General features: G+C 70.9%; 13 protein-coding genes. 6 read left to right on the forward strand and 7 right to left on the reverse strand.

Annotated elements, in window-relative coordinates; translation table 11 throughout:
* Positions 1–20: 20 nt before the first annotated feature.
* Complete coding sequence (locus ACZ41I_RS23280) at positions 21–677, reverse strand: vitamin K epoxide reductase family protein (RefSeq protein WP_468514954.1); 657 nt, start codon at positions 675–677, stop codon at positions 21–23.
* Between the two features lie 145 nt (positions 678–822).
* On the opposite strand from ACZ41I_RS23280, the gene ACZ41I_RS23285 reads away from it, so the two are divergent.
* From ACZ41I_RS23285 to ACZ41I_RS23300, 4 genes are read left to right on the forward strand one after another with little or no spacing between them, the layout of a single operon-like run.
* On the forward strand, positions 823–1,689 hold the full coding sequence (locus tag ACZ41I_RS23285; protein WP_468514955.1) for an ABC transporter ATP-binding protein: 867 nt from the start codon (positions 823–825) through the stop codon (positions 1,687–1,689).
* The gene (locus ACZ41I_RS23290) at positions 1,686–2,531 is read left to right on the forward strand and encodes an ABC transporter permease (RefSeq protein ID WP_399771348.1); all 846 of its coding nucleotides are present in this window, start codon (positions 1,686–1,688) and stop codon (positions 2,529–2,531) included. The genes ACZ41I_RS23285 and ACZ41I_RS23290 overlap by 4 nt, the downstream gene beginning before the upstream one ends.
* Complete coding sequence (locus tag ACZ41I_RS23295; RefSeq protein ID WP_468514956.1) at positions 2,528–3,742, forward strand: sensor histidine kinase; 1,215 nt, start codon at positions 2,528–2,530, stop codon at positions 3,740–3,742. The genes ACZ41I_RS23290 and ACZ41I_RS23295 overlap by 4 nt, the downstream gene beginning before the upstream one ends.
* Positions 3,739–4,365 carry a response regulator gene (locus tag ACZ41I_RS23300; RefSeq protein WP_468514957.1) on the forward strand — a complete coding sequence of 209 codons (627 nt, stop codon included), beginning with the start codon at positions 3,739–3,741 and terminating at the stop codon, positions 4,363–4,365. The genes ACZ41I_RS23295 and ACZ41I_RS23300 overlap by 4 nt, the downstream gene beginning before the upstream one ends.
* A gap of 91 nt (positions 4,366–4,456) precedes the next feature.
* Here the strand turns inward: ACZ41I_RS23300 and hisS are convergent, their stop codons facing one another.
* The gene (gene hisS / locus ACZ41I_RS23305; RefSeq protein ID WP_363216430.1) at positions 4,457–5,719 is read right to left on the reverse strand and encodes a histidine--tRNA ligase; all 1,263 of its coding nucleotides are present in this window, start codon (positions 5,717–5,719) and stop codon (positions 4,457–4,459) included.
* 11 nt (positions 5,720–5,730) lie between these two features.
* Positions 5,731–6,441, reverse strand: a complete 711-nt coding sequence (locus tag ACZ41I_RS23310) for an MBL fold metallo-hydrolase (protein WP_399771339.1) — start codon at positions 6,439–6,441, stop codon at positions 5,731–5,733.
* Positions 6,442–6,611: 170 nt separating this feature from the next.
* Here ACZ41I_RS23310 and ACZ41I_RS23315 point away from each other — a divergent pair, with 170 nt between their 5' ends.
* Both ACZ41I_RS23315 and ACZ41I_RS23320 read left to right on the forward strand, forming a co-directional pair.
* Complete coding sequence (locus ACZ41I_RS23315) at positions 6,612–7,442, forward strand: peptidylprolyl isomerase (protein WP_468514958.1); 831 nt, start codon at positions 6,612–6,614, stop codon at positions 7,440–7,442.
* A 156-nt stretch (positions 7,443–7,598) separates the two neighbouring features.
* On the forward strand, positions 7,599–8,828 hold the full coding sequence (locus ACZ41I_RS23320; RefSeq protein WP_363216433.1) for a DUF349 domain-containing protein: 1,230 nt from the start codon (positions 7,599–7,601) through the stop codon (positions 8,826–8,828).
* Positions 8,829–8,969: 141 nt separating this feature from the next.
* Here the strand turns inward: ACZ41I_RS23320 and ACZ41I_RS23325 are convergent, their stop codons facing one another.
* From ACZ41I_RS23325 to ACZ41I_RS23340, 4 genes are read right to left on the reverse strand one after another with little or no spacing between them, the layout of a single operon-like run.
* Complete coding sequence (locus ACZ41I_RS23325) at positions 8,970–10,106, reverse strand: caspase, EACC1-associated type (protein WP_363216434.1); 1,137 nt, start codon at positions 10,104–10,106, stop codon at positions 8,970–8,972.
* The gene (locus ACZ41I_RS23330) at positions 10,090–10,530 is read right to left on the reverse strand and encodes an effector-associated constant component EACC1 (RefSeq protein WP_468321379.1); all 441 of its coding nucleotides are present in this window, start codon (positions 10,528–10,530) and stop codon (positions 10,090–10,092) included. The genes ACZ41I_RS23325 and ACZ41I_RS23330 overlap by 17 nt, the downstream gene beginning before the upstream one ends.
* The gene (locus ACZ41I_RS23335; RefSeq protein ID WP_399771330.1) at positions 10,523–11,872 is read right to left on the reverse strand and encodes a serine/threonine-protein kinase; all 1,350 of its coding nucleotides are present in this window, start codon (positions 11,870–11,872) and stop codon (positions 10,523–10,525) included. The genes ACZ41I_RS23330 and ACZ41I_RS23335 overlap by 8 nt, the downstream gene beginning before the upstream one ends.
* Positions 11,873–11,897: 25 nt before the next feature.
* Positions 11,898–14,435, reverse strand: a complete 2,538-nt coding sequence (locus ACZ41I_RS23340; protein WP_363216437.1) for a RelA/SpoT family protein — start codon at positions 14,433–14,435, stop codon at positions 11,898–11,900.
* Positions 14,436–14,884: the final 449 nt, after the last annotated feature.

Consider the following 14,884-nt stretch of genomic DNA (forward strand, 5'->3'; position numbering starts at 1 on the left):
CAACGGGACCGGGCCAGGGGTCAGGCCCACAGATGGCTGCCCCAGCGGGTCAGGATCAGCATCACGATGACGCCGCAGTGGGTGACCGGCACGACCCAGGTGAACTCGGCGAAGAAGGACTTCAGCCAACGCGGGGCCGGCAGGAAGTCGTTGCGGACGTTGAACGAGGTCACGTACCAGAACATGGTGATCGTGGCGACCCAGGCCAGTGAGCACCACAGGCACAGCGCGTTGATCGAGTACAGGGACTGGTACTGCAGCCAGGTGACGAAGCAGACACCGAAGAGCGTGCCGAAGTTGAAGGTCAGCCAGTACCAGCGGGGGAAGCGGGCGCGGGTCAGCAGGCTCATGGCGACGCAGACGACGATGCCGTAGCAGACCAGGCCGAGCATGGGGTTCGGGAAGCCGAAGACGGCCGCCTGCTTGCTCTCCATGACGCTGCCGCAGGACACGATCGGGTTGACGCTGCACCCCGGGGTGAACGTCTTCCCGACGGCTTTCGCCTCCAGGATCTTGTTCTTGTCGATGGTGATGACCCAGGCGGCCAGCAGTCCGGCCGCGCCGGTGATCAGCAGCAGCAGGGCGAAGGCGCGGCTGCCGCCCGCTGTGCGCGGGCCGTCGGCGGCACGCTCGGGACCGGACTCCGTGGAGACGTCGTTGACTGTCGTCTTGCTCATCACGCCGATTCCGTCATTTGAGAGTTGGACCATCTTCGGGCACAGCTCATTGTGCCGCACACACGCGTGTGTCCACCGTTCGAAGGACATAAGGAGGTACGCACGGTGGTCACGGATCGTTCGGTTCCGGCCGATGCTCGACGTCATGACAGCACACGCGAACGAACTCGCGGTGGACGTCCGGGGGCTGCGCAAGCGGTACGGGGGCGTCACCGCGGTGGACGGCCTCGACCTCGGCATCCGGCGCGGTGAGGTGTTCGGCCTGCTCGGGCCCAACGGCGCGGGCAAGAGCACGACGGTGGAGATCCTTCAGGGCAATCGGTCACGGGACGGGGGCGAGGTGTCCGTCCTCGGCGCGGATCCGGCGACGGGCACGCGCGCGTGGAGGTCCCGTGTCGGAATCGTCTGGCAGGACGAATCGGCGCCCGCCGAGTTGACGGTGCGCGAGACGGTACGGCACTTCGCCCGCTACTACCCCCGCCCGCGCGACCCGCAGGAGGTCATCCGCCTGGTCGGCCTCGACGCGAAGGCGGACAGCCGGGTCAAGGCCCTCTCCGGCGGCCAGCGGCGCCGCCTCGACGTGGCGCTCGGCGTGATCGGCGATCCGGAACTGCTGCTGCTCGACGAGCCGACCACCGGCTTCGACCCGGCCGCCCGGCGCCAGTTCTGGGACCTGATCCGGCTCCTCGCCGGCGGCGGCACGACGATCCTGCTCACCACGCACTACCTGGAGGAGGCCGAGACCCTCGCGGACCGGCTCGCGGTCGTCGCCCGAGGCCGGGTCGTCGCCGAGGGCACGCCCGCCGAGCTGCGCCGGCGGTACGGCGGTGAGGCGACCGTGACCTGGACGGAACCCGACGGCTCCCCGGGCGCGGAGCACACCGCCACGCCGACGCGAACCGTCGCCGCGCTCATGCGCCGCTTCGACGGCGAGATACCGGCACTCACCGTGACCCGCCCCACCCTGGAGGACGTCTACCTCCGGCTGACCGGACAGGAGGCCGTGCGATGACCACGACCGCCGTACGCGCCACCGACCGCGCCTGGGCCGGATCCCTGCCCGGCGCCTGGTCGCTCGGGCTGCTGCGGGGCGGCCTGGAGATCAGGCAGTTCTTCCGCCGGCGCGAACAGGTGGTCTTCACCTTCGCCTTCCCCGTGGTGTTCCTGTTCCTGTTCGCGTCGATCTTCCACGACGCCGTCCGGGGCGCCGGGATCACCGCCTCCCAGCTGTACGTGCCCGCGATGACGGCGTCCGGGATCATGTCCACGAGCTTCCAGTCGCTCGGCATCTCGATCGCGGTGGAGCGGGACGAGAAGGTGCTGCGGCGGCTGCGCGGCACGCCGATGCCGCCCGCGGCCTACTTCCTGGGCAAGATCTGGCTGGTTCTGTTCACCGGCGTCCTGGAGACCGCGATCCTGCTGACCGTCGGCACGGTGTTCTACGACGTCCACCTGCCCTCGGACGCCGGGCGCTGGTTCGACTTCGCGTGGATCTTCGTACTCGGGCTGACCGGGTGCGCGCTGCTCGGCATCGCCATCAGCTCGGTGCCCCGCTCCGCGAAGAGCGCCAGCAGCGTCGTCGTACTCCCCTTCCTGGTGCTCCAGTTCATCTCCGGGGTGTACATCGCCATCGACACCCTTCCCGGCTGGATGCTCGACATCGGCGCCCTGTTCCCGCTCAAGTGGATGTGCCAGGGGCTGCGAGGTGTGTTCCTGCCGGACTCCGCTCGGGTCCTGGAGCAGGCGGGGAGCTGGGAGTTCGGGCGGATCGCTTTGGTGCTGGGGGCGTGGTGCATCGGAGGATTGGCGCTGTGCTTGCTGACTTTCCGGTGGAAGAACCGGCGCGACGGGTGAGGGGGGACAGGGCGCGCGGTGTCCACGCCTGGGACCGCTCGCTCCTGCTCTGGGACGTGTACTTCGCGGTGGCCTGGGCGGCCACCCAGACCATGCTGCTCGGCGCCGACCATCCCGTGTGGCCGGTCCGTGCCGTGGCGGCCGGGCTGCTCGTACCGCTGGTGCCCTGGTACGTGGCCGTGGGGCGCCGTCTGCTCGGCGAGGACCCGCCGGACGAGCGCCGCGCCCGGTCCTACCTGGCCGTGGCGATGGTCTTCTTCCTGCCGGCCGCGGTACTGGCCGGGGAGACCCGGATACTGGCCTTCGCGCTGATCCCCCAGTGCTTCATGACCCTGCGCATGCGCGCCGCGCTGATCACGGTGACCGTGATCAACGTGGTCCCGGTCGCGGGCTGGGCACTGCTGTGGCGGCCGGGGGCCGAGGACCTGCTCGTCAACACGCTGTCCGCCCTGGTGACCCTGGTGTTCTCGGCGGTGGTCGGCGGCTGGATCATCCGGATCATCGAGCAGAGCCTGGAACGGGCCGAGCTGATCGCGGAACTGGAGGCCAGCCGGCACGAGATCTCGCGGCTGTCGGCGGCGCACGGCGCCCTCGCCGAACGCGAGCGGCTGGCCCGCGAGATCCACGACACCCTCGCCCAGGGCTTCACCAGTCTGCTGATGCTGGTGCAGGCGGTGGAGGCCGAGCTGGACACCGATCCGGCGCAGGCCCGCCGCCATCTCGCCCTGATGGACGAGACGGCCCGCCGGAACCTCACCGAGGCCCGTGCCCTGGTGGCCGGCGGCGCGCCCGCCGATCTGGCGGGGTCGTCGCTGCCGGACGCGCTGGAGCGGCTGGCCGCCCGGCACTCGGCCGCACTCGCGGTGACCGGCCCGGTGCGCGCGCTGCCCGCTGGCGTGGAGGTGGTCGCCCTGCGCGCCTGCCAGGAGGCGCTGACCAACGTCCGGAAACACGCGGGGAGTTCGGCGACCGCCGAGGTGCACGTCGGCTACACCGACGGCACCCTGACCGTCTGCGTCCGCGACGACGGCCACGGCTTCGACCCGCCGTCCGCCACCGGCGGCTACGGTCTTGCGGGGCTGCGTGCCCGCGCCGCCGAAGTGGGCGGCACCGCGGTCGTCCGCAGCGCACCCGGCGACGGTACGACGGTGACCGTACGCCTGCCCGTCCCCGCCGCCGTGGCTTCCGTCCTGAGGAGTGAGACCCCGTGATCCGGATCGTCCTGGCCGACGACCATCCCGTCGTGCGGGAGGGACTGCGCGCCATGCTGAGCGCCGAACCGGACCTGGAGGTGGTCGGCGACGCGGCCGGCGGGCCGCAGGCGGAGGCGCTGGCAGCCGAACTGCGCCCGGACATCGTGCTGATGGATCTGCGCATGCCGGGCGGCTCAGGTGTGGACTCGATCGTGCGGATGACCGCGGCCGGGCTGCCGTGCCGGGTGATCGTCCTGACGACGTACGAGACGGACCGGGACATCCTGCGGGCCGTGGAGGCGGGCGCCGCAGGCTATCTGCTCAAGGATCTTCCACGGCGCGAACTGGCGGACGCGGTACGGGCGGCCGCGCGCGGCGAGACGGTGCTCGCCCCGTCGGTGGCGGCCCGCCTGGTGGACCAGCTGCGGACCAGGCCGGAACGCCCCCGGCTGTCGGAGCGGGAGACGGCGGTACTGCGGCTGGTGGCGGAGGGCTGCACGAACGCGGAGATAGGCCGGCGCCTGTACATCGGGGAGTCGACCGTGAAGACCCATCTGCTGCGGGCCTTCGCCAAGCTGGGAGTCGACGACCGCACAGCGGCCGTGACCCACGCCATGCGGTACGGCCTGCTGGAACAGTGAGAGGGCGCCGGGGTCCTCCCCGGCGCCCTCTCGTTGCCCGACAGCCGAGTTGGCCGACCAGCCGAGTTGGCCGACCAGCCGAGTTGGCCGACTAGCCGAGCCGGGACTCCAGTTCCGCCACGATCTCGTTCACGCCGATCGCCGTCTGCTCGCCGGACTCCATGTCCTTGAGCTGGACGACACCCTCGGCGAGGTCGCGTTCGCCGGCGACGATCGCGTACCGGGCGCCCGAACGGTTCGCGTTCTTCATGGCCCCCTTCAGGCCCTTCCCGCCGTACGAGAAGTCCGCCGCGACGCCGAGCTTGCGCAGCTCGGTGACCTTCGCGAACAGGATGCGACGGGCCTCCTCACCGAGCGGGACCGCGAAGACGCTGGTGGTCGAAGGGAGCTCCAGCTCGACACCCTCGGCCTCCAGAGCCAGAACCGTGCGGTCGACGCCCAGGGCCCAGCCGACGGACGGCAGCGCCGGGCCGCCGATCATCTCGGACAGTCCGTCGTAGCGGCCGCCGCCGCCCACCGCGGACTGGGAGCCCAGACCGTCGTGCACGAACTCGAAGGTGGTGCGGGTGTAGTAGTCCAGGCCACGCACCAGCTTCGGGTCGTCCTCGAAGGACACGCCCGCCGCCGTGATCAGCTCGCGGACCTCCTCGTGGTACGCCTTGCACGCGTCGCACAGGTAGTCGCGCAGCAACGGGACGCCGGCGAGCTGCTTCTGGACCGATTCGCGCTTGTCGTCGAGGACCCGGAGCGGGTTGATGTCGACGCGGCGGCGCGTGTCCTCGTCCAGGTCCAGGCCGAGCAGGAAGTCCTGCAGCGCGGCCCGGTACACCGGCCGGCACTCCTTGTCGCCCAGGCTGTTGAGCAGGATGCGGAAGTTGCGCAGGCCCAGCGAGCGGTACGCCTGGTCGGCCAGGATGATCAGCTCGGCGTCGAGGGCCGGGTCCTCCGCGCCGATCGCCTCGGCGCCGACCTGGGAGAAGTGCCGGTACCGGCCCTTCTGCGGGCGCTCGTAGCGGTACTGCGAGCCCGAGTACCAGACCTTCACCGGGAGGTTGCCCGTCTTGTGCAGGTTGGCCTCCAGCACCGCGCGCAGCACGGGTGCGGTGGTCTCCGGACGCAGGGCCAGCTTGTCGCCGCCCTTCGTCTCGAAGACGTACATCTCCTTCGTCACGATGTCGGTGGACTCACCGACTCCGCGCGCGAACAGCTCCACGTTCTCGAAACCGGGCGTCTCGATGTAGCCGTAGCCGGAGCTCCTGAGCGGCGCGGCGATCGCCTCGCGGACCGCCAGGAACTTGGCGCTGTCCGGCGGCAGCAGGTCGTACGTGCCCTTGGGGGCCTTGAAAGTGCTCACGGAAATTCTCGTCACATTCCTCGTCGGGGAGCGTCGGCGTCCGCTCCCAGGCCGACGGCCACCTGCCGCAGGTACGGATTGGTGGCGCGCTCCTGGCCGATGGTCGTCTGGGGGCCGTGGCCGGACAGCACCACGGTGGAGTCGTCGAGCGGCAGGCACACGCGGGCCAGCGAGTCGAGCATGTCCTCCATGGATCCGCCCGGCAGGTCGGTGCGTCCGATGGAGCCGGCGAACAGCAGATCCCCGGAGAAGAACACCGACGGGATGTCGGCGGTCTCGGGCATCCGGAAGGTCACCGACCCCTTGGTATGGCCCGGCGCGTGCGCGACGGAGAACTCCAGACCGGCCAGTTCGAGGGTGGTGCCGTGCGTCAGCTCCCGGACGTCGTCCGGCTCGCCCACGGTCAGCTCGCCCATCAGCGGCATGCCGATGGACCGGCCGAGCGCCTTCTCGGGGTCGCTCATCATGTACCGGTCCTCGGGGTGGATCCAGGCCGGTACGTCGTGTGCGCCGCAGACCGGGACGACCGAGGCCACGTGGTCGAGGTGGCCGTGGGTGAGGACGACGGCGACGGGCTTGAGCCGATGCTTCTTCAGTGCTTCCTCGACGCCTTCGGCGGCCTGGTGGCCGGGGTCGATGATCACACACTCCTCACCGGCGGCGGGGGCGACGAGATAGCAGTTCGTCCCCCAGGCCCCGGCGGGGAACCCGGCAATGAGCACGATCGTCCTTCGTTGTGTCGACACGGGTGAGCACAAGCTGTGGTCCAGAGCCTACCGGCGCTGCCGTTTCCTCAGCGAACCCATATACGGTACGGGGCTACACACAGCGGTCGGCTCACGAGGACGCACGCGTACCGGTCGACACACGACACGCATGAGGAGAGAACCCGGTGGTCAGCCAGGAGCAGCGGCGGCGTCAGCTCGCCCGGGAGAAGTTCTTGCGGCAGCAGCAGCGGCGCACCAGCGCGCGGCGCAAGGCCCGTGTGCGCAACTCGGTGATCGCGTCGGTACTGGGCGTGATCGTGATCGGGAGTGTCGCGCTGTACAGCACCGATGTGCTGAAGGGCAGCGACGGCAAGGCCAACGCCGGTGCCGACACCACGCCGAGCGCCTCGCCGACCAGCAAGGCCCCGGACCCGTGCGCGAAGCCCGCGGCCGGTGCGGCGAAGAAGCTGAGCTGGAAGAAGGAGCCGGCGATGACGATCGACACGTCGGCGAAGTACACGATGAAGCTCGCGACGACGTGCGGTGACATCGACGTCGCGCTGAAGACGGCGGCGGCGCCGCACACCGTGAACTCGTTCGACTTCCTGGCGGGCAAGGGCTACTTCGACCACACCAAGTGCCACCGTCTGACCACGAGCGGTATCTACGTGCTCCAGTGCGGCGACCCGCAGGGCACCGGCATGGGCGGGCCCGGCTACACGCTCCCGGACGAGAACCTGAAGGACAAGAGCCTGAAGGCCAGCACATACCCGGCGGGCACGGTGGCGATGGCCAACACCGGTCAGAAGCACACCGGCGGCAGCCAGTTCTTCCTGGTCTACAAGGACAGCCCGCTGCCGCCCCAGTACACCCCGTTCGGGACGGTCTCGGAGGCGGGCATGAAGGTGCTGCAGAAGATCGCCGCCGCCGGCTCCCAGCCCGCCGACCCGACCACGCAGAACACCGCTCCGAACGCCACCGTGGTGATCAACAAGGCGACCGTGACGAAGTCCTGACCCTGCCCCCGTGCCCAGCGACGGCCGACTGCCGAATTTCGGTCGTGCTGGATGCGGACAGGGAACCCGCTGGTCGCCTATGTTGGCCGTGACGAAACTGTGGACGATGCCCGGGGGTGCTGAGGCCCCCCGCAGGCATCATGTGGAGGAGGCGCTGTGAGCAGCGACCCGTGGGGCCGCGTCGACGAGACGGGGACCGTGTACGTGCGTACGGCCGACGGCGAGCAGGTCGTCGGATCCTGGGCGGCCGGCTCCCCCGAGGAGGCGCTTGCCTACTTCGAGCGCAAGTACGAGGGCCTGGTTGTCGAGATCGGCCTCCTCGAGAAGCGAGTGCAGACCACCGACCTGTCGGCGAAGGACGCCCAGACCGCCATCGACCACCTGCGCGAGCAGGTGGACGCGCATCACGCGGTCGGCGACCTGGACGCCCTGCGCAAGCGGCTGGACAAGCTCGTGGAGACGGTCGAGGCGCGGCGTGAGGAGCGCAAGGCGCAGCGGGCCAGGCAGTCCGACGAGGCCCGCAAGGCCAAGGAGGACCTGGTCGCCGAGGCCGAGCAGCTGGCCCAGTCCGACCAGTGGCGGGCCGCCGGTGAGCGGCTGCGCGCGCTGGTGGACACCTGGAAGGGGCTGCCGCGGCTGGACCGCAAGTCCGACGACGAGCTGTGGCACCGCTTCTCGCACGCCCGGTCGGCGTTCTCCAAGCGGCGCAAGGCGCACTTCGCGCAGCTGGACGCGCAGCGCGAGGAGGCGCGCCGCACCAAGGAGCGGCTGGTCGCCGAGGCCGAGGCGCTGTCGGGTTCGACGGACTGGGGTCCGACGGCGGCCCACTACCGCGAGCTGATGGCGCAGTGGAAGGCCGCGGGCCGCGCCCAGCGCGAGCACGAGGACGACCTGTGGAACCGCTTCCGTGGCGCTCAGGACGTGTTCTTCGCCGCCCGCAGCTCGGTGTTCGCCGAGCGGGACGCGGAGCAGTCGGAGAACCTGAAGCTGAAGGAGGAGCTGGCCGAGGAGGCCGAGAAGCTCCTGCCGATCGGCGACCTGAAGTCCGCGCGGGCCGCCTTCCGTTCGATCAACGAGCGCTGGGAGGCCATCGGCCATGTCCCGCGGGACGCGCGGCCGAAGGTCGAGGGCCGGATGCACGCGGTCGAGCGGGCGATCCAGGAGGCCGAGGAGGCCGAGTGGCGCCGGACGAACCCGGAGGCACGCGCGCGTGCCGAGGGGCTGACCGGTCAGCTGCAGGCCGCCGTGGACAAGCTGAAGGCGCAGATCGAGCAGGCCCGCGGTCAGGGCAACAACGCCAGGGCCGACAAGCTGGAGCGTGAGCTGGAGGGCCGCCAGGCGCTGCTGGACCAGGCTCTGAAGGGCCTGCAGGAGTTCGGCGGCTGACGGACCGGCAGGCGGCGCCGACCGGCCGTATCGGCGGCTGAACGGCCGGCGGTCGCCCTCCTTGTGTCCTCGTCGTGGCGGCCCGGTGGTGGTGTTCCCCCCGGGCCGCCCGGCCGTTTCAGACTGGTTCTTCAGGGGCGTTCACAGCGGTCCGGCCTGCTCGCTGATGTCCAGGGCGTGCTTGAGGACCTCGCAGGCCTGTACATGGTTGCCGGACTCCTGCAGCAGCTCGGCCAGCCGTCGGCAGACGAGCACGGCTTCGGGGCCGTACCCCTTGTGCACCTGGTGGAAGGCCAGCTCCAGCACCTCGATCGCCTCCCGCACCTGGCCGGTCTCCGCGAGCAGCTCGGACAGCTCCAGCTGTACGGCGACCAGGTCGCCCTGCGCCCCCGCGGACTGCTGTTCCTGGAGCGCGAGCCGGAGCACCGGCAGGGCGTCACGGGTGTTGCCGGTGGCGCGCAGCAGCCGGGCGAGGGCGAGGCCGGTGGCGACGATGGCCGCGCGCACCTCGGAAGCCCGGGCCGGGCCGGCGAGGGTCCGGCGGCCGGCGCGGGCCTTGTTGCGGGCCAGCGGGAGCCGTCCGACGCCGTTCTCCTGGGAGCGCTGTGGCAGGGGCCGGTTCTTGCTGCGCAGGCGTTCTTCCAGGACCCGGTAGAGCGTGTCCAGGTCGATCAGCTCCGGTCCCTCGGCGACGCCCTCACGCAGCACACGCAGCAGCTCGGCGGTGAAGGCGGTGTTGCGCTCGCCGTCGGGGGCCAGGGCTATGCGGTCACCGGGCGAGGCGGTCAGGACGTAGGCACCGTCCACGGCGGCCTCGGCGGCGAGCACGTCCCCGCCGCCCAGCGCCCGGGCGGCCCGGCCGCTGAAGCAGCAGTCGAGCACGACGATCTTGCGCCGGGCGCGGGCGGAACGCAGCGCGGTGCGCAGGTGCTGGTAGGCGACCGCTGTGTAGCCCAGGTGTTCGCGGGAGTCGCCCAGCGCGAGATACAGGTCGGCGGAGTCGGCGTCCCGCATTCCGTGGCCGGCGAAGTACACGAGCAGGGTGTCCGTGGCCTCCTCACCGGCCTGGTACACCGGGTCCAGGATGGTCTGCGGGCTGAGCGGGTCGGTGACCACCGTGCAGTGCCGTACGGGCAATCCCCACACGGTCGGGTCGCACAGCTCGGCGGCGAGGTCCACCACGTTGGCCTCGACCGCGGGCAGCTGTGGCAGATGGCGGTAGGAGGCGGTGCCGACCAGAACGGCCCGCGAGCGCGCCGGGTCAGGCAGTCGTGTCATCGCCTCCGGGCTCCTCGGTGCTGCGGTGCGGGAGGCTGCCGTCGGGCGAGATGCCGTCGAGCAGCTCGACGATGCGTCTGAGGGTCTCCTCGTCCCGCGCGGCCCGGGGGGCGAGGACGACCTCCACCTCGCCGCGGCGGAGGGTGACCGCGGGTGCGTGGCGCCGGGCCGCCTGCCACTGGAGGACGGAGACGACGAGCGACCCGGCGGACAGGCCGGTGCCGAGGGCCAGTTGGAGGATGTCGAAGCCGGCACCCATGCCGCCCGGGGCGGGCCGTGCGCTGCTGCCTGCTCGTCCGCGCACGGCGAGTGCCTCGTCCGAGCGCAGCCAGCGCAGCAGGGAGCGCAGGTCGTCCTCGGCGCCGGAGTGCCCGGCCCCCGGGGCCCCGGGCGGTGCCGGGATGGCCACGACGAAGTCAGTCATCGCTTCCGTCCGTTCGGTCTGCTCGTCTGCCGACACGTCTGTTCACCCGGGAGAGCATCTCCAGTGCCTCGTCCCCGGCGTCGAGCCTGGCCCGGCAGACGGCCTGCCAGTACTGGCTGGTGAGGGTGGTGGGGTGGTCGGGGCCCAGCTTGGACAGACAGATCTGGACGACGACCGCCAGCATCTGTGCCGCCTCCCGCACCTGTCCGCGCTGCACCAGGCCGACGGCCTCACGCTGACGTGAGAGCGCGCCCTGGGGAGTCATACTGCCGAGGACGATGCGCCTTGTGGTGTCGCTGAGGGTGGCGGGATGCATGGGGTCCGGGGCGGCCGAGAGCGAGACGGCCTCGGCCCACACGTACTCCGGCTCCTCGCCCAGGGGCGCCGGCAGGGGGCGTGCGGAGACCTCGGTGCTGCGGACGGCGTCCACGGCTTCGGCACGCAGACGCCCGGTCACGAGGCCGGCAAGGTCCTGGGTGCCGCCATACATCAGGGGGACGAGCGTGTCGCGTACGACGGCGGCGTCCGTCAGGCGCAGCAGGGGATCCTGCCGGCACAGTTCGCCGACGAGGTGGGCCAGAGGCAGCGGGATGCCGTCGTCGGCGGTGAGCCGCGGGATGCCCTCGCCCAGTGCACGCAACATGATGGCGCCGACGTCCGCGGTGGGGCCGAAGGGCAGCTCGCCGGTCAGCATGAGGTACAGGCAGGCTCCCAGGCCGTACCAGTCCGCCGCGGCCTCGCGCGGCCCGCCGCTCATGGCTTCGGGCGCCATGAACTGCGGGGTGCCCACCAGGGCGCCGGTACGGGTGATGGCCGTCTCGCCGGCCAGCCGGGCCAGCCCGAAGTCCTGCAGCACAACCCGCCCGTTGCCGGTGACGCCCACGTTGGACGGCTTGACGTCGCGATGGACCACACCCCTGTCGTGCACCGCCTGCAGGGCTTCCGTGATGCCCAGCGCCACCGTGCAGGCGGCGGCGACGGGCAGCGGGCCGGTGGCCACGACCAGGTCGGCCAGGCTCAGGCCGTCGAGGACCTGCATCACGAGGTACGGCACGCCCTCGTGGACTCCGCTGTCGTACAGGGTGACGACACCGGGATGATCGATGCGTGCCAGGGCGCGGACCTCGCGCTGGAAGCGTTCCCAGGCCACGTCCTCTGCGGCGAGGCCCTCGACGGCCGTCAGCATCTTCACGGCGACGCGGCGGCCCAGTTGGACGTCCTCCGCCTCGTGCACGACACCCATGCCGCCCCGCCCGAGCAGCTGTAACAGACGGTAGCGTCCGGCGACGAGCTGCGTCCGGGCGTCCTCGGCGTCGGGCCCGTCGTGGTCCTGCCCGCTCATCCCGCTCCCCCCGTTCCGGACACTCCTACGACCGGCTGCGACCGGATGTCACGCGGTACACGTCGTACACGCCCTCCACGCCCCGTACGGCCTTCAGTACGTGGCCCAGGTGCTTGGGGTCGCCCATCTCGAACGTGAACCGGGAGGTGGCCACCCGGTCCCGGGAGGTCTGGACGGCCGCGGAGAGGATGTTGACGTGCTGGTCGGACAGTACGCGGGTGACGTCCGACAGCAGTCGCGAGCGGTCCAGCGCCTCGACCTGGATGGCGACCAGGAAGACCGAGGACTGGGTGGGCGCCCACTCGACGTCGAGGATGCGCTCCGGCTCACGGGACAGCGAGTCGACGTTCAGGCAGTCGCTGCGGTGAACCGATACGCCGCTGCCGCGGGTGACGAAGCCGATGATCGGGTCACCGGGTACGGGCGTGCAGCAGCGGGCCAGCTTGACCCATACGTCGTCCACGCCCTTGACCACGACGCCCGGGTCGGCGCTGGAGCGGCGCTTGCGGCCCCGGCTGCGCGTCGGCGGTACCGCCTCGTCGATCTCCTCGGTGGCGGCCTCCTCCCCGCCGAGGGCCTGGACCAGCTTCTGCACGATGTTCTGTGCGGAGACATGGCCCTCGCCGATCGCCGCGTACAGCGCGGAGATGTCCGAGTAGCGCATCTCGTGCGCGAGCGTGACGAGGGAGTCGCCGGTGAGGATGCGCTGGATCGGCAGGTTCTGCTTGCGCATGGCCCGGACGATCGCGTCCTTGCCCTGCTCGATCGCCTCGTCCCGGCGTTCCTTGGAGAACCAGGCCCGGATCTTGTTGCGGGCGCGCGGTGACTTGACGAAGCCGAGCCAGTCGCGGGACGGCCCGGCGCCGGGTGCCTTGGAGGTGAAGACCTCCACCAGGTCGCCGTTGTCCAGGGTGGATTCGAGCGGGACGAGCCTGCCGTTGACCCGCGCCCCTATGGTGCGGTGGCCGACCTCGGTGTGAACGGCGTACGCGAAGTCCACCGGGGTGGCACCTGCCGGGAGCGCGATGACGTCGCCCTTGGGGGTGAAGACGAAGACCTCGTTGCGGGACAGGTCGAAGCGCAGGGACTCCAGGAACTCGCCGGGGTCCTCGGTCTCCTTCTGCCAGTCCAGCAGCTGCCGCAGCCACGCCATGTCGTTGATGGCGTCCTTGTCCTTCGCCGACGTCTTCGGCGCGTCCGTACGGACCTTGGAAGCGCCGGCGACGGCCTCCTGCTTGTACTTCCAGTGCGCGGCGATGCCGTACTCGGCGCGGCGGTGCATGTCGAAGGTGCGGATCTGCAGCTCGACCGGCTTGCCGTTGGGCCCGATGACCGTCGTGTGCAGCGACTGGTACATGTTGAACTTGGGCATCGCGATGTAGTCCTTGAACCGGCCGGGGACCGGGTTCCATCGCGCGTGCACGGTGCCGAGGGCGGCATAGCAGTCGCGGACGGTGTCGACAAGGACGCGAATACCCACCAGGTCGTAGATCTCGGCGAAGTCGCGGCCCCGCACGATCATCTTCTGGTAGACGCTGTAGTAGTGCTTCGGGCGGCCGGTGACGGTCGCCTTGATCCGAGCGGCCCGCAGATCGGCCTGGACCTCGTCGGTCACTATGGCGAGGTACTCGTCCCGCTTGGGCGCCCGCTCGGCGACGAGCCGGACGATCTCGTCGTACATCTTGGGGTAGAGGATCGCGAACGCGAGGTCCTCCAGCTCCCACTTGATGGTGTTCATGCCCAGCCGGTGGGCGAGCGGCGCGTAGATCTCCAGCGTCTCCCGCGCCTTCTTCTCCTGCTTCTCGCGCTTGAGGTAACGCATGGTGCGCATGTTGTGCAGGCGGTCGGCGAGCTTGATGACCAGGACACGCGGGTCCTTGGCCATCGCCACGACCATCTTGCGCACCGTCTCGGCCTGCGCGGCCTCGCCGAACTTGACCTTGTCCAGCTTGGTTACGCCGTCGACGAGCAGGGCGACGGTGTCACCGAAGTCGCGGCGCAGCTGGTCGAGGCCGTACTCGGTGTCCTCGACGGTGTCGTGCAGCAGCCCCGCCATGAGGGTGGCCGGGTCCATGCCGAGCTCGGCGAGGATCGTGGTGACGGCCAGCGGGTGTGTGATGTACGGGTCGCCGCTCTTGCGCTTCTGCCCGCGGTGCCACCGCTCTGCGACCTGGTAGGCGCGCTCGATCTGCCGCAGGGTCGAGTTCTCGGTCTTCGGATCGTTGCTGCGCACTATCCGCAGCAGCGGCTCCAGAACCGGGTTGTACGGGTTCGCGCGCTGGACGCCGAGGCGGGCCAGGCGGGCGCGGACGCGGTTGGAGGAGCCGGTGCGGGTGGGCTGGGTGGCGGGCTGGCGCACCACCGGCGGCTGCACCGGGCGCTCGGGCGGGACCGGCTTGGGACGCGAGGCCTCGGCAGCCTTTTCGACGGGCGCGGACTGGGCGTGCTCGATCGGCCCGCGGGTGTCGTTCTTCGCGTTGGACGCGTGGGGCGCGGGCTTCGCCGCGGCGGCCGAGGCGGACTCGGGCTTTGCGGCGGTCAGGTGCTGGGCCTCGTCTGGCAAGAGGGCTCCTCGTGCGCGATCCGGGTCCCCCGGTCAGGCTCCGGAGACCCCATGGTAGCGATCCTGCGGCTGGTCATCGCCTTCAGGCGGACGTGAGGACCGTCTACCTGTGGAACACGGGAGGCTTCCGCCGGATTCCTCAAGGTGGAATCGGGGTGGTCGAGGGGCGTGCGCCGGGTGTCCTGCGAGTGGCTTCGGCCACGCCTTCGGCCGGATGTGGTTCCCACCGGCACCACCCGTACGGTTTTCGTCGCCGGGCGCGGACGGCCCCGTCGGGCGCCTTCGCCGTCGGCGGGTGCGGGGGGCCTCGGCGGACGGCCGGCGACGGGCTCGCGGCCGCCGGCGGCGAGCACCACCCACGGGCGTCACCGCACCAGTCGGCGCATGCCGCACAGGTAGTGCCGGTGGGAAACACAAAGCGGCCCCGGCGAGGCCGGGGCCGCTCGTGC

This window comes from Streptomyces sp. NPDC030799 (assembly GCF_055572255.1).

Coding starts and splice junctions, on each gene's coding strand:
- ACZ41I_RS23280 (WP_468514954.1), bottom strand. CDS start 677: ATGAGCAAGACGACAGTCAACGACGTCTCCACGGAGTCCGGTCCCGAG.
- ACZ41I_RS23285 (WP_468514955.1), top strand. CDS start 823: ATGACAGCACACGCGAACGAACTCGCGGTGGACGTCCGGGGGCTGCGC.
- ACZ41I_RS23290 (WP_399771348.1), top strand. CDS start 1,686: ATGACCACGACCGCCGTACGCGCCACCGACCGCGCCTGGGCCGGATCC.
- ACZ41I_RS23325 (WP_363216434.1), bottom strand. CDS start 10,106: ATGACACGACTGCCTGACCCGGCGCGCTCGCGGGCCGTTCTGGTCGGC.
- ACZ41I_RS23330 (WP_468321379.1), bottom strand. CDS start 10,530: ATGACTGACTTCGTCGTGGCCATCCCGGCACCGCCCGGGGCCCCGGGG.
- ACZ41I_RS23335 (WP_399771330.1), bottom strand. CDS start 11,872: ATGAGCGGGCAGGACCACGACGGGCCCGACGCCGAGGACGCCCGGACG.